The 22,433-nt window shown below is 60.4% G+C and carries 19 protein-coding genes; 14 read left to right on the forward strand and 5 right to left on the reverse strand.

Annotated features, from left to right (window positions below):
- Nucleotides 1-78 precede the first annotated feature (78 nt).
- From ACQ6S1_RS12525 to ACQ6S1_RS12555, 7 genes are all read left to right on the forward strand, one after another.
- Nucleotides 79-801 (forward strand): metallophosphoesterase family protein, encoded by a 723-nt coding sequence (locus ACQ6S1_RS12525; RefSeq protein WP_445041545.1) that lies wholly within the window; start codon nucleotides 79-81, stop codon nucleotides 799-801.
- 105 nt (nucleotides 802-906) lie between these two features.
- The gene (locus tag ACQ6S1_RS12530; RefSeq protein ID WP_445041546.1) at nucleotides 907-1,500 is read left to right on the forward strand and encodes a polysaccharide biosynthesis/export family protein; all 594 of its coding nucleotides are present in this window, start codon (nucleotides 907-909) and stop codon (nucleotides 1,498-1,500) included.
- A 172-nt stretch (nucleotides 1,501-1,672) separates the two neighbouring features.
- Nucleotides 1,673-2,137: a hypothetical protein gene (locus ACQ6S1_RS12535; protein WP_445041547.1), complete on the forward strand. Its 465-nt coding sequence runs from the start codon at nucleotides 1,673-1,675 to the stop codon at nucleotides 2,135-2,137.
- A gap of 35 nt (nucleotides 2,138-2,172) precedes the next feature.
- Nucleotides 2,173-3,435 carry an outer membrane beta-barrel protein gene (locus tag ACQ6S1_RS12540; protein WP_445041548.1) on the forward strand — a complete coding sequence of 421 codons (1,263 nt, stop codon included), beginning with the start codon at nucleotides 2,173-2,175 and terminating at the stop codon, nucleotides 3,433-3,435.
- Nucleotides 3,436-3,469: 34 nt separating this feature from the next.
- Nucleotides 3,470-4,990, forward strand: coding sequence for an O-antigen ligase family protein (locus ACQ6S1_RS12545; RefSeq protein ID WP_445041549.1), 1,521 nt, complete (start codon nucleotides 3,470-3,472; stop codon nucleotides 4,988-4,990).
- Nucleotides 4,991-4,993: 3 nt separating this feature from the next.
- Nucleotides 4,994-7,216, forward strand: a complete 2,223-nt coding sequence (locus ACQ6S1_RS12550; protein ID WP_445041550.1) for a GumC family protein — start codon at nucleotides 4,994-4,996, stop codon at nucleotides 7,214-7,216.
- Nucleotides 7,217-7,309: 93 nt separating this feature from the next.
- Nucleotides 7,310-7,861 carry a hypothetical protein gene (locus tag ACQ6S1_RS12555; protein WP_445041551.1) on the forward strand — a complete coding sequence of 184 codons (552 nt, stop codon included), beginning with the start codon at nucleotides 7,310-7,312 and terminating at the stop codon, nucleotides 7,859-7,861.
- Nucleotide 7,862: 1 nt separating this feature from the next.
- On the opposite strand, the gene ACQ6S1_RS12560 is transcribed toward ACQ6S1_RS12555, so the two are convergent.
- Both ACQ6S1_RS12560 and ACQ6S1_RS12565 read right to left on the reverse strand, forming a co-directional pair.
- On the reverse strand, nucleotides 7,863-8,936 hold the full coding sequence (locus ACQ6S1_RS12560) for a glycosyltransferase family 4 protein (RefSeq protein ID WP_445041552.1): 1,074 nt from the start codon (nucleotides 8,934-8,936) through the stop codon (nucleotides 7,863-7,865).
- A 29-nt stretch (nucleotides 8,937-8,965) separates the two neighbouring features.
- On the reverse strand, nucleotides 8,966-10,336 hold the full coding sequence (locus ACQ6S1_RS12565; RefSeq protein WP_445041553.1) for a lipopolysaccharide biosynthesis protein: 1,371 nt from the start codon (nucleotides 10,334-10,336) through the stop codon (nucleotides 8,966-8,968).
- A gap of 229 nt (nucleotides 10,337-10,565) precedes the next feature.
- On the opposite strand from ACQ6S1_RS12565, the gene ACQ6S1_RS12570 reads away from it, so the two are divergent.
- From ACQ6S1_RS12570 to ACQ6S1_RS12590, 5 genes are read left to right on the forward strand one after another with little or no spacing between them, the layout of a single operon-like run.
- A complete protein-coding gene (locus ACQ6S1_RS12570) occupies nucleotides 10,566-11,765 on the forward strand; it encodes a glycosyltransferase (RefSeq protein ID WP_445041554.1) in 1,200 nt (399 codons plus the stop codon).
- Nucleotides 11,762-12,856, forward strand: a complete 1,095-nt coding sequence (gene gmd, locus ACQ6S1_RS12575) for a GDP-mannose 4,6-dehydratase (RefSeq protein WP_445042020.1) — start codon at nucleotides 11,762-11,764, stop codon at nucleotides 12,854-12,856. Before ACQ6S1_RS12570 ends, gmd begins: the two co-directional genes overlap by 4 nt.
- Entirely contained in the window at nucleotides 12,857-13,816 is a 960-nt protein-coding gene (gene fcl / locus ACQ6S1_RS12580; protein ID WP_445041555.1) for a GDP-L-fucose synthase, read from the forward strand.
- Nucleotides 13,813-15,069: a WcaI family glycosyltransferase gene (locus tag ACQ6S1_RS12585; protein ID WP_445041556.1), complete on the forward strand. Its 1,257-nt coding sequence runs from the start codon at nucleotides 13,813-13,815 to the stop codon at nucleotides 15,067-15,069. Before fcl ends, ACQ6S1_RS12585 begins: the two co-directional genes overlap by 4 nt.
- Nucleotides 15,066-16,268 carry a glycosyltransferase family 4 protein gene (locus ACQ6S1_RS12590; protein ID WP_445041557.1) on the forward strand — a complete coding sequence of 401 codons (1,203 nt, stop codon included), beginning with the start codon at nucleotides 15,066-15,068 and terminating at the stop codon, nucleotides 16,266-16,268. Before ACQ6S1_RS12585 ends, ACQ6S1_RS12590 begins: the two co-directional genes overlap by 4 nt.
- A gap of 15 nt (nucleotides 16,269-16,283) precedes the next feature.
- On the opposite strand, the gene ACQ6S1_RS12595 is transcribed toward ACQ6S1_RS12590, so the two are convergent.
- Nucleotides 16,284-16,958, reverse strand: a complete 675-nt coding sequence (locus ACQ6S1_RS12595; protein ID WP_445041558.1) for a nucleotide-binding protein — start codon at nucleotides 16,956-16,958, stop codon at nucleotides 16,284-16,286.
- 136 nt (nucleotides 16,959-17,094) lie between these two features.
- On the opposite strand from ACQ6S1_RS12595, the gene ACQ6S1_RS12600 reads away from it, so the two are divergent.
- Both ACQ6S1_RS12600 and ACQ6S1_RS12605 read left to right on the forward strand, forming a co-directional pair.
- Entirely contained in the window at nucleotides 17,095-17,850 is a 756-nt protein-coding gene (locus ACQ6S1_RS12600; protein WP_445041559.1) for a SapC family protein, read from the forward strand.
- Nucleotides 17,851-17,893: 43 nt separating this feature from the next.
- On the forward strand, nucleotides 17,894-18,709 hold the full coding sequence (locus ACQ6S1_RS12605) for a SapC family protein (RefSeq protein ID WP_445041560.1): 816 nt from the start codon (nucleotides 17,894-17,896) through the stop codon (nucleotides 18,707-18,709).
- A 12-nt stretch (nucleotides 18,710-18,721) separates the two neighbouring features.
- Here the strand turns inward: ACQ6S1_RS12605 and ACQ6S1_RS12610 are convergent, their stop codons facing one another.
- Complete coding sequence (locus ACQ6S1_RS12610) at nucleotides 18,722-19,126, reverse strand: hypothetical protein (protein ID WP_445041561.1); 405 nt, start codon at nucleotides 19,124-19,126, stop codon at nucleotides 18,722-18,724.
- Nucleotides 19,123-22,398: a DUF4781 domain-containing protein gene (locus ACQ6S1_RS12615; RefSeq protein WP_445041562.1), complete on the reverse strand. Its 3,276-nt coding sequence runs from the start codon at nucleotides 22,396-22,398 to the stop codon at nucleotides 19,123-19,125. Before ACQ6S1_RS12615 ends, ACQ6S1_RS12610 begins: the two co-directional genes overlap by 4 nt.
- Nucleotides 22,399-22,433 lie beyond the last annotated feature (35 nt).

Here is a 22,433-nt window from a genome sequence, read left to right on the forward strand (position 1 = left end):
TGCTCAGTTGCGGTGGTTTGTCGGAAGGGAGCCGGTTAGAAGTCTCCGAGCGGGGCAGTTGGGTATGAAGGAGCTTCCATGATCGAGCGTCTGGAGGGAGACATGTCGCCACGCCGGACCTATGCCATGGGCGATATCCATGGCCGGCTCGATCTTCTTGATCGATTGATCGCTGCGATTAACGACGATATGCGCGATATAGACCCCGCATCCTGTCTCGTCGTGACGCTGGGAGACCACATCGATCGCGGCCCGAACTCCAGGGGCGTGATTGATCGGCTCGTAGAACAGCCTTTCGGTGCACCGCATATCGCCTTGAAGGGCAATCATGAGGAGATTTTTCAGTCATTTCTCAGCACACCCGACGTCGCCGAAACCTGGCGCAGGCAGGGCGGGCTGGAGATGCTGCACTCTTACGGCGTGTCCACGCGGCAGATGATGATGGGCCGGGGATATGCAGACGCGGCGGACGCGATGGCCGCGGCGCTCACTCCCGAGCAGCGGGCCTTCTTCAACGATCTGTGCGATGCGGTGCTGACCGACGACTACTTCTTCTGCCACGCAGGAGTGCGCCCGGGGGTCTCTCTGGATCGGCAGGACCTGCGCGATATGAGGTGGATCCGGGATGAGTTCCTGACCAGCGGAGTTAATTTCGGCCGCATCGTCGTGCACGGGCACACGCCTGTGCCGGAAGTGGAGGTAAGGCCCAATCGCATCAACGTGGACACAGGTGCGTTTCTGACCGGTCATCTGAGTTGTGTGGTTCTGGAGGAAGGGAAGATCAAAATTCTTGCAACGTAAGCGGCAGAACGACTGAATGGGTTCTCCCTTGCGGTCTGCTGTTAGGCTCGTTAATCCCGAGTTGTGACGCGGTATTCAGCGCGCGACACAAGTAGGGATTGTGTTATGAAAGTTGTACGACTTTCGCGAGCGCTTGCTTTACTGGGTTGTATAGCCTTGGCGGCGTGTCAAACGGCCCCGTCACAACTCGCCTCCGGCCCTGTAAGTGGCGTCTCGAGCTCGTCTGCGGTCGCGCCAACATCCGAATATGTTCTGGGAACAGCCGATAAGCTGAAGATCATCGTGTTCGGCGAGAACGATCTTACCGGTGATTTTGAGGTCGATTCGAGCGGCGCGGTGGACTTCCCGCTTGTCGGCCGTGTTCAGGCTGCAGGCCTGACGCCCCAAGGCTTTGCTGCTGCTCTGACCACGGCACTGCGATCCGGTTATCTGCGAGATCCAAAGGTTTCGGTACAGGTGGAGAGTTACCGGCCGTTCTTCATCATGGGCGAAGTAACCAAGCCCGGCGAATATCCGTATCGCAACGGAATGAATGTCGTGTCTGCCGTCGCCACGGCGGGAGGCTTTACCTATCGAGCGCAGACGAAAAGCGTCTTTCTGAAGAGAGCGCACGAAGCGCAGGAGCGCAAAGTCACCGCAACGCCCGATGTTCAGATTGGGCCCGGAGATATTGTCAGGGTTCCAGAGCGATATTTCTAATCGGAGGCTTGCATTAATCGGAGATTGCGAACGGAAAACCGCTAGCACAGTGTATCTCAGGTTGTGTTTTTTACTTAGTAAAACCTCTGATTGAAAACAGATAAGCTTGGTGAAAATTGCGCAGAGCCGGTCCGTGTGCTAGTCTCCTGATGTTGGTCGGGGGGGCTGGATCGTGGCTAAATTCTTCTCTGCTGCCATTGCAGCCGCTTTAGCGGCATCATTGTTCCTGCCTGCCTCTATAGAAGCCGCTCCTTCAGCTCAGGTTTGCGCTTTCTCCGGGACCTTCGCTCCTGCGGCTCTGGATGTTGTGGAGCGCGGATCGCACGATGAGCTCGTCGCTTTACTGATCAGTTCGCCCGAGATGGCGCGTGATGTGGTGGCTCTTTCCCGGAATGCGGGCCCCCAACACATCGAACTGCTCGCCTCCGCCTTGGCCGGTGCCCAATTGGCGTTGAATTCGGAAGGGCGCGCTGCCGATGCGGAGATTGTCTCCGCTGCCGGGCAATGTGGCGATGATGCATTCCGGATAGCTCAGGCGCGCGGCTTCAGGGTTCTTTTGGCGCGCGGCACCGCACCCGACTACGTCGTGCCCTTATTCTACGACAATTTCGGAGGCGGGCTTGCGAGCCCCAACTGAGTGTGGATCGAAACTGCGTGCCGGGAAGTAGATCCATGTTGAGAGCATCTGCATTCACAATCGTTCTCGCCGGTGTGGCCTGTTCGAGCGGGTTCGTTCTGCCGGCTTTGGCAGCTGATAGCGTCGTCGCGGAAAATACGGCGGAAACTGGGCCGGTCGCTGTCGCGGACCGTGCCCGCCCGGCCTATGACCCGGCCGGCATTCGGGTGGGTGGCTTTACCTATTTTCCCTCGGTCGCAGCCTCGGTGTTTTACAACGACAATGTTCGTGCATCGGCTGATGAGGACGGCTCGTTCGAATATCATCTCACGCCTGAGATGAAGGTCCGCTCGAACTGGAGCAGGCATTCGCTTGAAATTTACGGTGGCATCGACGCGATCGCCTATTCCAATTCGGACGTCGACGAGTTCGACCGGATTGAGGCCATCGCAGGCGCGAAGGGGCGCATCGACATCCAACGGGACTTCGCCGTCCTCCCGAGTTTTGAATACAAGAGCGAATTGCTGCAGCCGGGCGCGTTGGATTCCATCGTGGCGGTCGATGAGTCTGTGAAACGTGACGTTTATGACGCACGCCTCGCCATCAGCAAGAGCTTCAACCGGCTGTGGTTTGGTACTGGCGTTGGAGTTGCGCGGGTCGAGTTCGATGAGATCGATGGCGTTGAATACACCGGCAATGAGTTTCTTGATTACGATGTTCTCTCGACAAGCGCTCGGCTCGGGTACGACATCAGCCCGCTGACCTCTGTTTTCACCGAATTGGTTTATAACAACCGCGCATTCGATGATGAAACCTTCGATTCCGACGGCTACCAAGTTCGTGGCGGTGTGAAGTTCGAAGCATCGCGCCTTCTGCATGGTGAGATTTACGGCGGTTATCTCGCTCAGAATTTCGATTCGCCCGAGCTTGAGGATATCTCGACCTACACCTTTGGCGGCGACCTGAAATGGTTCGCTACTCCCCTATGGACGGCCACTTTGTCGGGGCGCCGGGAAGCTGGTGAATCCGGCTATGGCGACGGTTCGAGCTTGGTCATTAGCTCCCTTGGGGTGGCTGTGGATTATGAGGTCCTGCGCAATCTTATTGTTTCCAGCTCATTGCGCTATATCGATCATTCTTTCCAGGATGAAGACCGGGAGGATGAAACCTGGCAGGCGGGTCTGTCGGCCAAGTATCTCGTCAATCGCAATTGGAATGTCAGCCTGGATTACAGGTACACCGATTTTGATACGAGCGCCGTGGATGTCGAATCCTTCAGCCAGAACATTTATGGCGCAACGCTTCGTTACCAGTACTGAGCAAGTGCGTGCCTAAGACCTGCAGTGAATTCCGTTGAGCGGCTTTGCTGCTGAAACGCCTGTTCGTTTCGCGGCGCAGACCGGCTCGCGAAAGCATGCCGGCGAAATGCTTGAGAAAACAACTTTCTGCGGGTTAATCCTGTTTCTGGCGGCATGTCCATTCTGGTTCGGCAGCAACGGGCTCGTCTCCTGGGGCATCAATGCCCTGGTAATCGGGCTGCTGGTCGCAGGCTATGACGTCGCCCTTCGTCTTCAGGAACGCTCTTTTGCTTTTCCGGTGCGGCGCCTTGCTCTGCTGATGGGCTTAGCTTTGGTGATTGCCGTCTGGATCCTGATCCAGACACTTCCACTGCCAAACTGGTCGCCGCCGCTTTGGCAGACATCCGCAGATATCCTCGGCCGTCCCGTTCTCCCGTCGATCAGCCTCAATCCCAGCCTGAGCTTGCTCGGGCTGGTGCGTTTCGCAACGATCGTCGGCGTGTTCTGGCTAGCGCTGCAAATGGGGCATTCCGAAAAACGCGCCCTGCAATTGCTCACGGTGATGATGCTGATCGGCCTGATCTACGCCGCTTACGGAATTGTCGGTTTTGCGCTGGCGCCGGAAAGAGTGCTCTGGTTTCCGAAGCTGGCTTACCGTGATTCAGTGACGGGTACGTTCATCAATCGCAATACCTTCGCGACCTGGGCGGGTCTCCATTTACTGGTGGCAATCGCCTTCCTTCTCGCCGTTCTGGACAAAATCAGGCGGCGAGAGCGCGGATGGAAGCGTCGGTTCGCCTCCCTCATTGAAGGTCTCCAGGGATGGACGGGGCTCGCTTTGATCGCAGCGATCAGCCTCGTCGTGGCTTTGGCGCTGTCGTCATCCCGGGCCGGCCTTGCATCGACCTTGATCGCGACCTTATGCCTGCTGGGCTTCGGCCTGCGTCGGCGAGGCCGCTTCTCCTTCGCCGGCCTTGTGGCCGGAGTGCTCTTCATGAGTCTCATCGCGACAATCCTCTTTTCGCATGGAGGCGCGGTGGCAGAGCGTCTCGATCATGCGGAAGAGGATCTACAAAGCCGGCTCAGCGTGTTCCGGATCGTGATCGGCGCGATTGTGGACCAGCCATGGACAGGCAGCGGATATGGAGCGTTTCAAGACGCCTTTCCGCTTGCCCGGGACGCGACGATCTCAGCGATGTGGACGTGGGATAAGGCTCACAACAGCTATCTGGAACTGGCACAAGGCATCGGCCTTCCGGTCGCATTTTTGTATCTCTCACTGTTTCTCATCATCGCCTTCCGATGTTTCGCAGGCGCTCTATCCCGTCGCCGGATGGCCTATATGCCGGCACTTGGCATCGCCGCATCCGTTCTTGTCGGCGTGCATGCCCTCGTGGATTTCAGCATGCAGGTGCAAGCCGTGGCCGTTGCCTGGGCAGCTATCTCCGGACTTGGGTTTTCGCAGGCTTTCAGCAGTCTCGAAGCCGGAGGTTCATCTGCATTGGGATCGGAGGTGTCAGTGGCCTTGAGTTCGACGTCGATCCGTCCGGGCACATCCGGATCAAAGGGAGTTTAGCGGGTGCAGGGGCAATTGATCATTCCTGGCGGTGAGGAGGCCAAAAGCCGCGCGCCGGACGCCCGTGCTCTGCTGGCGGTCCTTCTCAACAATGCGCGCCTGATCGGCGCCATCACGCTGGGCGTGATGGCCATTATGATGGTGGTTCTCTTCACGCTGACGCCGACCTACACATCCTCCGTCAACATTCTCCTGGGGCCAAACAAGGGGAATGTGCTTGGGAGCGAAACCATGTTCTCTGAATTGAGCATGGACTCTCCAATGATCGACAGTCAGGTCACGATCTTGAAGTCGGAGGCCTTACGACGGCGTGTAGTCCAGGCCCAAAAGCTCGATCAAGATCCAGAATTCGCGACCATTGGCGGCCGCGGCCTGTTTAGTTTGTGGGGCGCACTCTCCGGCAGCGCCGCGCCCCAGCCAGCAGATGCTGGAGGATTCGGCACTTCGGTCGGCGTAACTCAGCGCCCCATGACGGCGGCGGAGATGACGGCTGTTCGTGAACTCGGCGACGCGTTGGATGTGCGCCGGGTAGGCGTCAGCTACGTTATCGTCGTTTCGGTGTCGTCGTCAGACCCCCAGAAGGCGGCGCGCTTGGCCAACGCCTTCGCCGATGCCTATTTGCTCGATCAATATGAGGCCCGCTACGAGGTTGCGCGGCGTGCTTCACAATGGCTCAGCGAGCGATTGGCCAGCCTTCGCGACGAATTGCGGGTGTCGGAACAAGCCGTTGAGCAATTCCGTGCCGCGAACAATCTTTTCGACACCAATACTGGCTCGGTCACCGAACAACAGCTCTCCGAGCTGAACGCCAATCTGGTAAGCGCCCGGACCGACGTTGCCGAAAAGCAGGCAAAATTCGATCAGGCCCAACGGATCATCGACGCCGGGGGGCGGGTGGATGCGGTGCCGGACGTGCTCCGTTCGCCGGTTGTGTCCGATCTCCGTTCTCAGGCGGCCGAGGTGTCGCGTCGGGAAGCCGATCTGATTGCCCGCTATGGTGACAGGCATCCTTCCGTCGTGAAAGTTCGGGCCGAACTCGGCGACATCCGCAGGGAGATCGACCGTGAAGCATCGCGCGTCGTGCAGAATCTCCAGAACGAGCTTTCGGTTTCGAAAGCTCGTGAGCAGGCGCTCGACAGCAACGTCAAAGCGCTTACCGGCCAATCCGGCGCGGACAATCAGCTGTCTGTGCAATTGCGTGAATTGCAGCGTATCGCGACCGCCAACAAGGCGCTCTACGAATCCTTCCTGTCGCGCTTCAAGCTGTCCGAGGAACAGACAAAGCTGGATTCGTCAGAGGCGCGGATCGTGTCCCCGGCGCTCATTCCCGACAAGCCGAGCTTTCCGAACAAGCCTCTTTTCCTTGGCCTGTCCCTTTTCTTTGGGCTCGGAGCAGGCGTTGCCAGCGCCTTTGCCGTCGAAGTGCTGCGCAGCGGCTTCCGCAATCTCTCCGAAGTCGAGGAATTCACCCAGCTGCCCGCTCTCGCCTCCGTGCCATTGCTGAAGAAGCAGGAGCTGCTCATTGATGGCGCGGTCATGACGCCTGGCCGATACCTCGTCGCGAAGCCATTGTCTCAATTCAGCGAAGCACTGCGCAGTGTGCGCGTGGGCGTGCAGATGTCCGATGTCGACGATCCGGCGCGCGTGGTCGGAGTGACATCGTCTGTCCCCGGCGAAGGCAAGTCTACGATCGCGACGGCGTTGGCGATGTCGGCGTCCCAGGCTTTCGAGAGAGTGCTTTTGATCGATTGCGACCTGAGGCGGCCGGCCTTGACCGAGACGTTCGGATTGAAGGGCCGAAAGGGTTTGGTCGATCATCTGGCAGACGATCTCCCGCTGAACGAGATCCTCTTTAAGGATGCCGGTTCACCGGTTTATGTGATTGGCAGCGGGTCTCATTCCCAGACGCCCTCCGATCTTCTGGGATCGGATCGCATGCGGGCGCTTATCGAGCAATTGCGCCCCTTGTTCGATTATATCGTGCTGGATGCTGCGCCCGTCGGTCCCGTCGTGGACGCGGTTGTCGTGGCGCGGGAAGTCGACAAGGTCGTGTTCGTGACGGCTTGGAACACGACGCCCCGCGAGCTCGTGCGCCGTTGCCTCTCTCGCATTGAAGGAGAGAGGCGTGTGGCGGGTATCGTCCTGAACAAGGTCGACCACGACAAGAATGTCGATTACGGCGAGTACGGCTATCGGAAGCAGTACGGCGCCTACTACCATTCGTGATCCATCATGTCGGTGCGCTGGACAGATAAGTTCGCTTTTCTGACCCTGTGGATCTTAGCGGCTTTTCTGATCCTCACAGGCGGTCGCATTATCATGTTTGCGATCGATCAAGCGAGGTCTGGCACAGGTTCAGACGGCACTGCGCTGGAGCGCTGGACCGATGCCGTTCCGGTGGCAGCGGAGGCACGGCAAGCGCGCGTCGATCAGGAGGTCCGGGCTTGGCGCGAGGGGCGGGCAGATCCCGACGCCGTTGAGGCTGCGCTGTCGAATCTTCTGGCCATAAGGCCAGCGCATGGAGCGGGGTGGGCGGCTCTCGCAAGCGCCCGCCTTGCCCGGGGCGCGCCTCTGGATGATGTGGTTGCGGCGATGGATGTGTCATCGTGGGTAGCCCCACGGGAAAGCGCCGTCATGATCGCGCGAACGGATTTGGGTCTTCGCATCTGGGAGCATCTCGACAGGGCCCATCAGGTTGCGTTGGTAACGGATCTGGTTGCGATCGGATCCATGATTTCAGAGGAGCAGATGGGACGCCTGCAAATGCTCCTGCGCACCCGTTCGGATGATGAGCGAGAGGTGTTGTCGGGCATGGTTGCCGCGCGATCTGGAGGCACATTGCCGCCTTGGGCCGAGTGGCTCGGCCTGTGAATTAGCGGCAGACCTCGCCGAGGATCTCCTGCACCAATATGCGCCGAACATCGCTGGCGGCCGACCTGAGGTCATTTGCCCGTTCAAGAGCAGCCAGACGGGCACGGTCCAGCGCATCCGGCTGGGCAATCCAGGTTTCGATCGCTTGCAAGGCAGGCCCCAGATCCGTGCCGTCGGCGTCGAGCAGGCATCCGTGATCGCCGTCGATGAGGCTACCGATGCATCCACGCCGGCTTGCGATCACTGGGACACCTGCGGCCAAGGCCTCATGGATCACGATGGGTTCTGCCTCGTTGGCATAGGAGGTGGGAAGCACGAAGGCATCAATGGATCGCAGAAAGGAATTCTTGGGCTCGCCGACGACGGGGCCGACATGGTCAAGCAGGCCCGCTGCCTCGGCCCTTCGAACGAGAGCGGCGGCTTCGTCCTGAACGAGCGGGCCGGCAACAAGGCCACGTATTTCGTAGCCTCGCCGGCGCAATTCTTCGAGAAGACGGATGAAACGGGCTATCCCCTTTTCGAGCGTGATGTTGCTGAGGAAGCCGATACGCCCGAAGGGGCGGCCAAAGCTCGGAAGGCCGGGAGATTTATCGATCCATGCGGCGTTCGAGAGAACGTCAACCTTCCGAATGCTCGGGTACAGCGCCTGCAATCTGTGGGCCATGGACTGGCACAGCACGATGTGCCGCGTTCCGCGTCCCAGCATGGTGAAGGCCAGGCTCGAAAGGGCGCTGCGCCGATCGATATACGTGAAATTATGATGGTGAAGAACAATCGGCCGTCCGGCGATGCGCGGAATCAGAAGCGCTGCGAGGTCGAGGAGCTGCCCCCATCCGCCGGAAAGACCGCAATAGACCACGCAATCACGTGCGCTCAGGGTGTGACGCAACATAGTGACGAGTGAGAGTAGGCGAACCGAACTCCGCGCCCGAAGCTGTGCCCAGCGGCCGGCTCTTGTCGGGCGGGGCGCGGTGTCGATTGGGAGCACATGCGCCCCGGCGGCCTTGAAGGCATCCATCATCGCGGCGTTTGCCACGGCAAGCCCCATAATCGGCGGCGGTAGGGCTCCCAGCATGATTATCTTCGGGCCGTTCTTTCTGAAGCTCATGGCTGATTCTCTCGCTCGATGGCGTTGAGAAATCGCCATGGCCAGACGAAACAGGCGCGGGCAGCGAGAGATTGTCCGCCGAGCAATGGCTTGATGACCCGTAGTCCGATCCAGGCGCCGACGATCTCCGGGAGCAGCATTCCAATCCCCGCCGGGGCCACCAATCCCCAGAACGGAATCAGAAACCAACCTGTCACGAGGCCCAGGAGAAGACCCAGGCAGTAAGCCATCGCAACTGGCAGGACGCGCTTCACGGAAATCGTAATGTTCAACAAGGTATCGAACAACGAACCGGCGAGGGCGACGGCGGACAGAGACAAAAGGATGGGCCAATCCACGGCGATCTGACCATGTGTCCATAGCGGGATCATCCAGGGCGCACAGGAGAGTGCGACTGCCAGAAGAAGTGCGCAGCACGCAACGGAGCCGCCAAGCGCCGACGAAATCATCGTTCTGAGCATGGTCCAATGCGCGGAGGCGGCGGCGCGTCCGATCTCCACCTGCATGGATTGTACGACCAGCCCGGCGAGACTGCGGGCGGTGCGGGTGTAGGTCACCATCACCGTGAACACGGTGACCATGGAGGCGCCGAGTTCGTGCGACACGATGAGGCGGGGCGCGTGAATGCTGACGATGTTGAAGCCGAGGAAGACGAGATAAGATCCGAGCGACGCCTTCCACGAACGCCGGATCGGGTCGAGGCTCAGATGTTTCACGCGCCACGACAGCCAATTCGCTTTGCGCCAGGTGAAAAAGAGCAAGATGGCGAGGTTGGCGACGACCGAGCCTAGCAAGACGCCGGCGACCGTTACAGGGGAGCCCGTTAGCGCCATCACGACGGCGATGCCAGCAATTTCGGCCATTTTGATAAACGCGGTGATCGCGTTCGGAAAACCGGCGCCGAGCGTGGCGCTGAGCGCGCCGATGAGCGGTTCCAGCCAAAAGGACAGAAGGATTGCGAGAGCGGCCATGAGCAAGACGATTTCGGCTTCGGCAGGCGCCATCCGAACCACAGAATCTGGAAGAGGCCATGCTCTCAAAGCGAGCCAGACGAGAAGAATTGCGGTCAGCGTCGTCGCCGCCAGGAGTGTCATCGAGGTGATGAAGGTCTCTGAAGCCTTCTGCGTATCGCCTTCGGCATGGCGCATGACGATGTCGGCCGAAGCGGCATGACCGATGCCAAAGCTTGCAAGAGCCGCTAGCGCGCCCAGCGAATTGAGAGTGAGCCAGCTTCCGTAAAGGTCTGTTCCCCATCCGGCCAGCAGCAGAGGCACCAGAAGGAATTGCTCGAGGAGACGGACGCCGCGCCCGAGGCCATGGGCGAGAAATGCGCCCCGGATACGTCGACCCGCTAGCTCCGTGGTCATGCGCGGCTTCGCGAGGTGAGGGACGAAGGGCGGGTGATCGTGTCAATCAGGGATGAGGAGTTAGCTGCGCCGATCATGCTCGCCCTCCACGTCTCCAACTCTTTTTTACCATTCGGAATTCTGCAAGAAAGGTCATATACCAAGATGGGTATGCCCGCGCGGGCCACCGGGCACCTTCGTCATGAACATCCTCTTCGTTCACAACAATTTTCCTGCCCAATTCAGGCATGTGGCCCCGGCGCTCGCTGCCGCAGGCCATAAGGTCGTCGCTCTAGGATCGAGGACTTCGCGCGCGTTGGATGGCGTGCACCTGCTGCGTTATTCGATGGGTGATGCGGATGTGTCCCGCACCCATCCGTTCGCCCGCCGGTTCGATCTCGAATGCCGGCGAGCGGAGCAGGTTTTGTACGGTCTCTCCTCGCTGTCGTCGTCGGGTTTCTCGCCCGATCTGATCGTCGCCCACCCCGGATGGGGCGAGATGCTGCCCCTTCGTACGATGTTTCCTGGCACCCGCATCCTTGCCTATTGTGAATTCTTCTATGCCCAAGAAGGGCGCGACGTTGGCTTCGATCCGGAGTTTCCAACGACAGGGCTGGATGGACACATCAGCCTTCATTTGAAGAATGCCTCGACGGTGATGGCGCTTTTCGATTGCGACCAGGGAATCTCTCCCACCCATTGGCAGCGCTCGACCTATCCGGCCCAGATCCAATCGAAGATCGAGGTCATTCACGAGGGCATCGACACCGACGCTATTGCGCCCGTACGCAATGCTTCGGTTCGGCTGGCAAACGGCATCGAGCTGACGTCACGCAACGAGGTGGTGACGTTCGTGGCGCGCAATCTGGAGCCGCTGCGGGGCTACCATATGTTCATGCGGGCGTTGCCGAAGATTCTCGCCGAACGGCCAAACGCGCATGTGATCATTGTTGGCGGAGAGGGAACTTCGTATGGCGCCCATCCTCCGGCGGGCAAGACTTGGAAGTCCATCTTCTTCGATGAAGTGGCGCATGGGATTGACCCGCGTCGGGTGCATTTCACCGGGACGCTGGATTATCAGAATTACGTGCGGGTGCTGCAGGTTTCGACCGCTCATGTTTATCTCACCTACCCGTTCGTCCTCTCTTGGTCGTTGCTGGAGGCGATGAGCGCCGGATGTGCGATTGTCGCATCTGACACGCCACCGGTGACCGAGGTCATCGACGGGCAGAACGGCATCTTGGTGCCGTTTTTCGATCCCAGCCGGATCGCTGAAGGCGTTGTGGGTGTTCTCGGTGACCGGAGGCGGATGGAAGACATGCGCTCGCGCGCACGAGATTGCGCAATCGGCGGTTTCGATCTGAAACGGGTTTGCCTGCCGCAGATGATGGCATTTCTGGAAGGTTCACGGGGGCAAGCGAACAAGCCTCGGCGGAGAGCGCTGCCATGACCGATCCGACGCCTGAAGCTCTCCCGAAAACCGCGCTAATCACAGGGGTAACCGGTCAGGACGGCGCCTATCTCGCGGAATTCCTGCTGAATCAGGGATATGTCGTCCACGGCGTGAAGCGGCGATCCTCTTCCTTCAACACCGGGCGGATCGAGCATATCTATCGTGATCCGCATGAGACGGATGCGCGTTTTTTCCTGCATTTCGGCGACATGACGGATGCCACCAATCTCATTCGTATCGTGCAGGAAACCCAGCCGGACGAGATCTACAATCTGGCTGCTCAGAGCCATGTTCAGGTGAGTTTCGAAACCGCCGAATACACTGCAAATGCGGACGGGTTGGGTGTGCTCCGGCTTCTCGAGGCGATACGCCTGCTCGGTCTTTCTGACAGAACCCGATTCTATCAGGCCTCCACCTCCGAATTGTACGGGAAAGCCCGGGAAGTCCCGCAGCGCGAGACAACCCCCTTTTACCCCCGCAGCCCTTACGCGACGGCAAAGCTCTACGGGTTTTGGAGCGTCGTGAATTATCGCGAAGCCTACGGGATGCACGCGTCAAACGGCATTCTGTTCAACCATGAAAGCCCGATCCGGGGCGAAACCTTCGTCACCCGCAAGATCACTCGTGCCGTCGCCGCGATTTCCCTCGGACACCAGGATCGCCTGTTTCTGGGCAATCTGGATGCCAGTCGAGACTGGGGACATGCGCGCGAATATGCCCGGGGCATGTGGCTGATGCTGCAGCAGGACGAGCCAGACGATTATGTGCTGGCGACCGGTGTTTCCCACACTGTCCGTGAGTTCGCGGAAAGAGCGTTCGTGGAAGTTGGCATCAGGATCGACTGGGTCGGTGCGGGCGTAGAGGAAAAAGGCATCGACGCTACAAACGGGCGTGTGCTGATCGAGATCGATCCGCGCTATTTCCGCCCCACTGAAGTCGACTGCCTGCTGGGCGATCCTTCAAAAGCCCGTGCGAAGCTTGGCTGGCATCATGAGGTCGCTTTCGAAGATTTGGTGTCGGAGATGGTGCAGGCGGATGTTCGGCTGCTCAAATCGGAGCTGACAGCCGCCGCCAGGATCGATTTCTGAATGGCCGAATTGGTGTTCTCCCTTAGCGGGCGCCGCGTCTTCGTTGCGGGTCATCGCGGCATGGTCGGATCGGCCCTCGTCCGTCGCCTTCAGCGAGAAGATTGCACCATCCTGACCTGTGACCGCGCCGAAATTGACCTGCGTCGTCAGCAGGATGTCGAGACCTGGATGGCAAAGGCGCGGCCGGATGTCGTCTTCATCGCGGCAGCCAGAGTCGGAGGCATTCTGGCCAACAGCCGCGCGCCAGCCGACTTCCTCTATGACAACCTCATGATCGAATCCAATCTCATGCAGGCAGCTCACCTTTGCGACGTCGCGAAGGTGATCTTTCTTGGATCGAGTTGCATCTATCCCAAGCTCGCTGCCCAACCGATCGACGAAGGAGCATTGCTGACCGGGCCTCTAGAGCCGACGAATGAATGGTATGCCGTCGCCAAGATTGCGGGCATCAAGCTCGCCGAGGCTTATCGGGTGCAGCACGGTCGCGACATGATCTCGGCCATGCCGACGAACCTTTATGGCCCCGAAGATAATTTCGACCTCAACTCGAGTCATGTCCTCCCGGCGCTCATCCGCAAGGTGCACGAAGCCAAGGAACACAACGCCCGCGAGGTTGTGGTATGGGGCACGGGCGAGCCGCGTCGAGAGTTCCTGCATGTCGACGATGCCGCGGACGCGCTTGTTCACCTCGCACAATTCTACAGCGCCCGCGAGCATGTGAATGTGGGCGCGGGCGACGATATCAGCATTCTGGAGCTTGCCCAGCTCGTCTGCCGAATTGTCGGGTTCGAGGGGGAAATCGCTCTTGATCTCAGCAAGCCAGATGGGACACCGCGCAAGCTGATGAACTCCGACCGGCTTCGGGCTTTGGGCTGGACACCGCGGATCAATCTCGAAGACGGGATCGCTGGCGTTTACCGCTGGTTCTTGGCGCAGGATGCCGGATCTCGATCCCGATGAAGATCATGGTGTGCGGGCTGAATTATGCCCCGGAAGTGACCGGTATCGGCAAGTACACCAGCGAAATGTGCGAGTGGCTCGCAGCGCGTGGGCACGAGGTGCATGTTGTTACATCTTATCCCCATTATCCTGCATGGAAGGTCCCGACCGGGTTCTCCAGCTGGCGCTTCTCGAAGGAAACGCTCTCCGCGAAGCTTACGATCACCCGCTGCCCGCTCTACGTACCCGGGACCCCATCGACGCTCCGCCGCCTGCTGAGCCAGGTATCGTTTGCCATGAGCGGCGCTATTGGGGCGATCGGCGTGACACTCCGGATGAAGCCCGACGTCGTCGTGACGATAGCGCCTTCGCTGATAGCGTCCCTGTCGGCGCTGATCGCAGCGCGCCTTTCGCGGTCCGCAGCATGGATCCATCAGCAAGACCTTGAAGTGGAGGCAGCGTTCGGGTTGGGCATGGTCCATGGCGCGAGGTTGCTGCCAGCAATCCTGCGATTGGAAGCCATGTTTCTGCGGCGCTTCGACAGGGTGTCGACCATCTCGTCCCGCATGGTGGATGCCATCACCGAAAAGGGCGTACCCGCCGCGCGTATCACGGAGATCCGAAACTGGGTCGATACCGATACAATTCGGCCGATCGACCGCGAGACGGCCTACAGGCAACAAATCGATATCGCGCCGGATGCGCTCGTTGCGCTTTATTCGGGAAGTATGGTGGCCAAACAGGGGCTTGGCCTTCTGGAGCCTGTAATGCGAGAATTCGCAGAAAAAGGCGCTCCGCTGGTTTTCCTGCTGTGCGGGAATGGCGTTATGCGTGCTGACCTCGAGCGGCGCACGAGCGATCTGCCCAATGTGCGGTTTCTCGATCTTCAGCCGGTCGAAAGGCTGCCTGAATTGCTGGCGACCGCGGACATCCACCTGCTGCCTCAGCGGGCCGAGATCATGGACCTCGTCATGCCCTCCAAACTTCCCCCCATGCTCGCATCCGGTCGCCCGGTTGTCGCTATGGCAGCGAAGGGGACGCAGGTGGCTTGCGAAGTTGAAGGCCATGGTTTGGTGGTGCCGCCAGGTGATGAGTATGCGTTTGTTGCCGCACTTGGAAAGCTGATCGACGATTCTGAACTTCGTCGAAGACTGGGCGAGGCTGGACGCGCGCGTGCTGTCGCGCATTGGAACAAGGAAGGTATCCTTCTGAAGCTTGAAGCCCGTCTTGCCGAATTGGCTCTCCAAGAAGGTGAGGGGCGGCTTCTGCGATGAGGTTCATCACGGCTGCGGCAGGGTCTCGCGACCTCTATCAGATCCCGTTGGCCTTGCAGGAAGCTGGCCTGCTGGAACGCCACGTCACGGATTTTTACACACCTGACGCTGTTTTGAGCGCGTTCGGGACCTTTGTGCCCAAGCTTGAACGGCGGCACCGGAGCGGGCTTCCGAGCAGTGCTGTCATGAGCACGCCAGCGGCCATCCTGAGGCAATTGCGCCATCGGCGCTTGCCGCTCCACACCTTCGATCAGCTTGCCCGGATCGACAATGACATTGCAGATCGCGTCATAGGACTGGCGCGGCACAGTGATGCTGATCTCTTCCTCTACAGTGGCGCTGGCTATCACGCCTTCCGTGCCTTGCCGGACAAGCGTCGAATTCTTTTCCAGTTCCATCCGCATCCGCGCGCATCACGTCAGCTGCTCGCTGAGGACGTTGAACGCCATCCGGAAGTCACGCACTCTTTCGCTTACGAACTGGATTCACAGCCTTTGGAGCGTCTGCCGACGGAAATTGTGGAGGAATGGCCTCTCGCGTCCGAGATCATCTGCGCAAGCGCTTTCACCAAGCATTCCCTGACGGCTGCAGGATGCGATCCGAGCCTGATCAAAGTCGTTCCCTATGGGTCGAACCCCATTCCCGGGGGGGCGGCCAGAGTTTTGGAACATTCGCGTTCAAATCGCCTTGCGTGTCATTTCCTGTTTGTCGGTCAGGGTGTGCAGCGCAAGGGCCTCCATCATCTGTTGAAGGCGTGGATGAAGGCGGGGCTGACCGATTGCTTGTTGACTGTGGTCACGTCACGACTTGATCCCGGTATCCGGCCGCTCACAGATCAGGCAAACGTCGTGATGAGGTCCGGTCTGTCCGGGGAACAACTTTCCGATGCGATGATGAGTGCCGACGTGTTCGTGATGCCGTCGCTCGTGGAGGGCTTCGGGCTGGTCTATCTTGAGGCGCTTTCGGCTGGTCTGCACTGCATCGGAACCTGGAATACCGGATTGCCCGATCTGGAGCCCTCAGCGGAAGCGGCGACGATCATCGAGGCCGGCGCGGAAGACGCGTTGCTTGCAGCGTTGATTCAAAGCCGAGATCGCGTTGCTCAATCCGGATATGATCGCGATAGCATCCGCCGGTTTGCGCTGGAGCATGATTGGCCGGGCTTCCGCGAAAAGATACGCTTCGCGCTCGGCGCATGATGCAGGAGCGGGATTTCAGCCGACGAGAGATGTCGGTCGCACTTCGGCTTTCTGTGGAGCGAACTCGGTATCCAGGAACGTGCACAGGCGCTTGATGTCCTGATCGGCAGAGCCTCCGGGAAGTTGCTCGAACACCGATTGGCCTGCTGAGAAGGCTCGTAGAAAGGCTGTCCGCGCACCGACCGCAGGGGCGATAGGCTCGCCGAGATCCTGCAATTCATCGATGATCTGGCGGCCCTCAAGGGTGCGCGTGTCTACCCGGTTCGGGACGATGGCCGTTTTGAGAATAGGACCACGCCGCGCCCGGACGGCCCGCACGATGTCGAGCGTCTTGATCGTGGCGTCGATATCGAGACCCGACGGAGTGCAAGGGATCATGCCGATATTTGAGATTGCAAGCGCGGCGGCGACGGAGCGCTCATTGGGCGAGGTGTCGATGACGAGGCAATGGTGAGGAACCTTCATCACCGTTTCAGCCCAAGCCTGAACGGGATTGTCGGCCAGCCCGATCTGATACACCGGGAAATCGAGATGCCCCAATTCTGCCCAAGCCGATGCTGAGGCCTGCGGGTCAGCGTCGATTACGGCAAGCGGGGCATTCCGACGCCGCAATTCGGCGGCAACTGACATGGCAAGAGTCGTTTTTCCGACCCCTCCCTTTCGTTGCACGAATGAGATGACGAACGCCATGTCGTTAACTTAACATAAGTCTTCTTCCTGCGCTGCCCCGGCGTTTCGCTCTTCGCGCCTTTTCGCGAGGCGCAGCGTCGCATGCATGAGCGAGTTTGTGTTAAACAATGCGCCCGTGCTTCGGCCTGGATGTGTGATGCGTGAAAATCTCATTCCGCTGAGCGAAGATGTATCGACCCGACGCATCTTTTCGCCCTTCGCCTACCGGCTCGTTCGCGAACTGAACATCGTCCCGATCGCACACACGGAGGTGGCCCGGCTTGCAGCGTGGTTTCCTGTGGCCTGGCGGCGCCAGGGCGACGACACGCAACTTGTTGCCATCCGTTCACTGCTCCCGACGTTTAATGCGATTCCTCCGGCAGTCCGGCTGAGCCTCGAACATCTGCCTCTTTTGCTGCAGGCCTACCCGTTCGGGCTCGATCCAGAGCAAGGTGTCCGCCGTGATACGCCAAAAATGTTGTGCGATGTTTTCGCGGATTATCCCGAGAACGTGGGTGCGCCGATCACGACGCCTGATCGGCAATTGACCAAGGCGACGCTGCAACGCTTCGGCGCGCTGGACGCATTTTGCGAGCAGGCCGCGGAAACGGAAAACCTGGCCCGCCTGCTTGCCGATGAAGACTTGCTCGAACCCTGGGCGCTCAGCTTCGACGTGGATGGCAGGCGGATCGAGGTTCCCGATATCCTCATCGTCCGCCAGAGCCTTTTTGGAACCGGCCGGCTGGCGAAAGTAGTCGCGGAAAAGGGCGCCCTTGCGGCTGAGGTTTTGGGCTTTCATCGATTGTCGCTCTTCCGTGCGGGACCTCTTCTTGCGTCCGCCCGTACGGCACTGACGTCTACCCGCCGGGACCAAGGCGAATTGTCGTCGGCTGCCGAGGACTGGGCGGAATGATGATGGTCTTCGGATCGCCTGCTGATCGCTGAGGATGCCGGATATGGGCTACGTTTCGATCCTGAAGGCGGACGGATATCAGTTCGCGCCTCCCGCCAACCTGGGTTTTGTGAAGTCGCTCAGCTGGCTGCCGCTGGGCTTCACCGAGTTTCATCTCAGCGCCTATTACTTCGTTCTGGCGGTGCGGTTGCAGGGCGGGCGGCCGGAATTGTGCGTCATTCTCGATCCGCGATATCTGGCGCGGCCGCTTCTCGATAACAAAGGCGAGTGGGCCGGTGGCTATAAGCCGGTTGCCCTGCGGACGTTCCCTTTCCGCCTTGAAGGAAAAGGGACGACGATCGAGGAAGTCGAGGTTCCGATCCCATCGCCCTGGCTGGTCGAGGAAGGGGGGACGCCGCTCATGACGGAAGACAGCCCCTCTGCGTTCGTTGGCAAGATCTACGAGATGCTGTTGGGCCTGCGGCAATCCCGCGCTCGGCTGGAGCCTGTGCTGGACAGGCTGTTCATGGCCGATCTGATGGTGCCGTTGAAAGCGCCGAATCCGCTCTCGACTTCGGAAACATTCTTTGTCGCCGATCGCGCCAGGTTCTCAAGATTGTCGAACCAGGCGTTCCGGGCTCTGGCCAGCCAAGACTTTCATGCGATTGAGATCGCAATGGCCTCGATCTTCTCGCAGAGGCTTCTTCACCGTTCGTGCCTGACCACTCAGCCGCGACAGGAAACCCCTGCGCACGAGGCAGGCATTCCCCGCGAATACACCTCATTCTTTGCCGGCCTCGACGGTCTGCCTCCTATTCTGGACGAGGATGAATTGTTCAGCCTGGACGACGTCGGCGAACTGCATCTGAAGCTGGAATAGGAGACTGCGAGCCTATTTGGGCCGGATCTCCTCGGGGAGCGACTTCAGATTGGCAGGCGTAACCTTCCAGCGTCCGGGGTTTTCATAATCGAAGTCGATATGGACCTTCTGGCTGTCCCGGCGGACCTGGATGAGTGAGCTGACCCAGGTTCCCCCGTCCGGCTTCTGCATCGCCGCCGCCAGCTCCCGAAACTTGCGTGCGAGTTCCACATTTCGCGGTGTTGCCGGTTCGGGGCTTGCCCCATCCTCGTAGGTATAGCCGCTCATCTGAACGCTGCCGCCCTGAACGATTACCGTGAGGGCCAGGCTATCCCACGGGCGTTCCGCGAAGTCGCCGCTGTTGACGATCATCATGGTGATTTCGGGTACCAATTCGTTCGCGCGATCGAAATTGGCGGATGTCGGAATATCGCTCATTGGATCATTCGCTTTCTCATCTCTTCGGCGAGATCGATCTTGCCCTTGCGGGTACGGGCCAGATCGGGGCCGTCGCCGAGGCTATGCTCGAACCCCTCGAACCGCTGTCCCTGCTCATTGTCGAAATACGCTTCGTTTTTGTAAACCGTGCGATTGGTGTCAGGGTCGATGACCTCATATGACACCATGACATCGGACGGACGCGCATCGCCCCAGCCAAGCCCTCCCTCCGGTATTGTCGAACCGGTCTGAACCTTGACGCGGACCTCGCCTCCGGCTTCCACCCAGCCGCGCATCTCGGTCTCGAACTGCGTGTAGATCTGCTGGTTGAACTCCGAATTCTGCGGGAACATGTTGATCAAGCCCTGATCGTGCAGAAACTGGAATCCGATGATGTGGCCGCCATTGTCGTTGGCAGGGTAGGCGCCCGCGCGACCGCCTTCCTTGCCCACACCCGCAGTCAGCTCGTTTTCCTCGGAGGGACGTTCCTTCTTCGGCGGGATCTCACGGATGATGGCTTCGGTGCTCACCGTCTCGTGGTTCTCGTTCACGGTCCAGGAAACTTCGTTCTTTCCGACCTGTCGTGTGGTCACCCCCACCGGGATGTCCTGGCGCTCGGCCGCTGTGTCGCGAGCGGCGAAGCGGGTATTGCGGGCCTCCACGAAGGCATGAGCCGGATCGCGCGTGAAGCTCTCGACGTCCTGCGCCAGGTCATCGAGGTGTTGGCGATCGACCTCATTGGCGGCTTGCAGTTCGGTCCTGCGATCAATGGACAGATCGGGCGTTTCGAGTTCGGCGCTTCGTGCCGCCATGCGTTCGTTGATCTTGCCGATGTCGAATTTCGCTGCCCATCCTACGCTGCCGGGCGGGGGCGCATCGCGGCCGGCGAAGAAGACGTTGATCTGCGCCTCCAGCGTGAGGCTGCGCTGCATGTTCTGTGCGGTCGCGACATGAAGATCGATGTCGGCCTGGCTTGCGTCCGCGCCGTGGCGAATGCCCTGCACGACGCCGGTGTTCGGGTCGAAGTCGATCTTCACCGCATTGCCCGTGAGCGCGGGATCGGCGGCGACGGCTGGTGCATAGGATCTCAGGACGTTGTCCCGGATCTTAACGGGGTTGAACATGTCGCCCAGGCTCGATCCGGTGGCGCGGGCGCCGGCCATCGTGGCCGCCCCCCAGAACCCCATCGACAGAATGGAGGTTGCGCGTTCGCCGGCCGACATCTCGTCCCAATGACTGGCCAGCATGATGCCCTGATTGGCGATGGCCGCCGTATCGAGCACCGCCGCGCTCGCCTGGGTCATCCCGTGCACGGAGGCCTCGATGGGGGCGATGGCGCGGCCTGCTTTGCCGAGCTGCGCCAGACGCGCCGCGCTGCCGAAAGCGCCGACGGCCATGGCGTTGGCGCCGACGTTCAGCCACAGATCTCGCGCCTGATCATCTTCGAACGGATTGATCGATTGTCCATGTTCGGAGCGATCGATCAGGTCGCTTGTACCTTGGTAGACCCCCCAGGCGCCGGCTCCGACGGCCACGGCACCTGCGGCGGCAACGACCGGAGTGGCCAGGCCGCCGGATCCGATGATGAGGACGCCGCCGGCGACGATGCCTCCAACGAGAGCGGCGCCGTCAACGAAGTTTTCGAGATGTTCGCCGAAGGTGTCGGCGGTTTCCGGCGTGTTGCCCCGACCCAGCTGGACCTCGCCGTTTTCATCGGCGGTGAGATGGCCATCTTCCGGGTATTCCATATGGCCGGGCGGCAGTTTGTTGTTCGCCTTCCAGTCCGCGAAATCGTTGTAGCATCGTCCTGTATTATCGACGTAGCGCTCGGCTCCGGACGGGTCGGTGACGCGGAACAGCGGTAACTGGATCGGCCCCGTTTCCTTGCTGGAATACATTACGGGCAGCACGGTGACGTCGGCGTTGTCAGCTTCCGAAATGTTGCGGATCTGATCGGTGACCGCCTTCACCGTCTCGGCGTGATCTCCCGAGCCGTAATAGGACAGCTCTCCACGTGCGACGGCGGCTTCCGCATCCGCGGCGTCGGTTCCTTCGGGTACGGTTGGCGGCAGGCCCATTGCATAGCCGACCGAATTGTCGAGGTCCGTTCCGCCCAATGTCTGGGGGGCATCGCCGCGGCTGTTCAGATATTGCGCCGCGATGCCCTGCGCCTGGGGTCCGACGATGGCCGGATTTGTCCAGGGATCGTCGGTTTCCTTCAATGTTTCCGCGGTGATGCCCGGGTCCATACGCACCGTCGCCAGCGCGTTGACTCGGGATTCCAGCGGGATCTTGTCGTTGGCCGCGAGGAGGGATTGGCCCTGATAGGACGCGAAAATCTCGGTCAGGCGCGTCGCATCCTCGGACTGTGCCGCGGGATCGTCAGGGTTCCATTCGCGGGCAAGGGCCTGGCCGAGTTGCTGGGGCAGATCGCCGGCCAGAGTGGAGTAATCGGCGGACGAGGCGTGGGCGAAAGCGTTCTGCACGAAGGCGCTCGTGGCCTCCGTGTGATGTGCCGAAGTGAGTGCCTGTAATGTGCGAGAGAGTGCCGGTGATGCGCCGATGGCGGGATCGTCGACGCCGGTGGTGAGGGCACGCGCGAAATTGCCGGCCGTTTCCGGCGGCAGGTTCGGCAACACCTCGGGCAACGCGCCGAGCGATCCACTGTTGTCGAACGGCGATCCCGACAAGGCCGTGACGGCATCGAGCGCCATCGCGCGAGCCGCCATGCGGTCCTGCCAGCCGTCCTCGGGGTTCTGGCTGGCGGCAAGCTTGCCCAATTCGCCCGCGCGCAGGGCGAAACGCTCGCCCACCACGGCGCGCAACTCGGGCGCGTCGTCCAGGGCGTTGGCGAGGTTCGGCGCGCCGCCCGAACTGTCGCCCTTGCCGGCATCCCAGCGATCGAGCATGCGGTCGACGAGATAGCCTTGCTCGGAGGGTGAGAGCTCGCCGAGGTCGCTCTCGCCCTGCAGCGCTCCGACCACTTTTTCGGAGCTCGACGTTCCACCGATTCCGAGGAAGCCGCCGCTGCGGTCGGACTGATCGTCAACCCAGCCATCGATCCGGCTTTGACGCTCGGGTGCCGGAGGCGGAGCCTGCTCCGACGCGGGCCGGGCATCCGCTTCCGAATCGGCATCCGGAGGCGGGGCGGCTTCCTTGGCCTGAGCCTTGCCGACTTCCTCCGTGAAGGAGCTGCTCTGCGGCTCAGAAGCCCTGGTCTCAGCCGTTTGCCCGGAACGTGCCTCTCGGGTGGCAGATGCGACGCCAGCCATGCGCGAAACTCCGTAGGATCGTCTATCGTGCCCCG

It is taken from the genome of Terrihabitans aquatilis (genome assembly GCF_052542005.1).

Bases quoted from the DNA above. Each gene is read 5' to 3' on its own strand.
- ACQ6S1_RS12525 (WP_445041545.1), top strand. From the start codon at position 79: ATGATCGAGCGTCTGGAGGGAGACATGTCGCCACGCCGGACCTATGCC.
- ACQ6S1_RS12530 (WP_445041546.1), top strand. From the start codon at position 907: ATGAAAGTTGTACGACTTTCGCGAGCGCTTGCTTTACTGGGTTGTATA.
- ACQ6S1_RS12540 (WP_445041548.1), top strand. From the start codon at position 2,173: ATGTTGAGAGCATCTGCATTCACAATCGTTCTCGCCGGTGTGGCCTGT.
- ACQ6S1_RS12555 (WP_445041551.1), top strand. From the start codon at position 7,310: ATGTTTGCGATCGATCAAGCGAGGTCTGGCACAGGTTCAGACGGCACT.
- ACQ6S1_RS12560 (WP_445041552.1), bottom strand. From the start codon at position 8,936: ATGCTGGGAGCCCTACCGCCGCCGATTATGGGGCTTGCCGTGGCAAAC.
- ACQ6S1_RS12565 (WP_445041553.1), bottom strand. From the start codon at position 10,336: ATGACCACGGAGCTAGCGGGTCGACGTATCCGGGGCGCATTTCTCGCC.
- gmd (WP_445042020.1), top strand. From the start codon at position 11,762: ATGACCGATCCGACGCCTGAAGCTCTCCCGAAAACCGCGCTAATCACA.
- fcl (WP_445041555.1), top strand. From the start codon at position 12,857: ATGGCCGAATTGGTGTTCTCCCTTAGCGGGCGCCGCGTCTTCGTTGCG.
- ACQ6S1_RS12585 (WP_445041556.1), top strand. From the start codon at position 13,813: ATGAAGATCATGGTGTGCGGGCTGAATTATGCCCCGGAAGTGACCGGT.
- ACQ6S1_RS12590 (WP_445041557.1), top strand. From the start codon at position 15,066: ATGAGGTTCATCACGGCTGCGGCAGGGTCTCGCGACCTCTATCAGATC.
- ACQ6S1_RS12595 (WP_445041558.1), bottom strand. From the start codon at position 16,958: ATGGCGTTCGTCATCTCATTCGTGCAACGAAAGGGAGGGGTCGGAAAA.
- ACQ6S1_RS12600 (WP_445041559.1), top strand. From the start codon at position 17,095: ATGCGTGAAAATCTCATTCCGCTGAGCGAAGATGTATCGACCCGACGC.
- ACQ6S1_RS12605 (WP_445041560.1), top strand. From the start codon at position 17,894: ATGGGCTACGTTTCGATCCTGAAGGCGGACGGATATCAGTTCGCGCCT.
- ACQ6S1_RS12610 (WP_445041561.1), bottom strand. From the start codon at position 19,126: ATGAGCGATATTCCGACATCCGCCAATTTCGATCGCGCGAACGAATTG.
- ACQ6S1_RS12615 (WP_445041562.1), bottom strand. From the start codon at position 22,398: ATGGCTGGCGTCGCATCTGCCACCCGAGAGGCACGTTCCGGGCAAACG.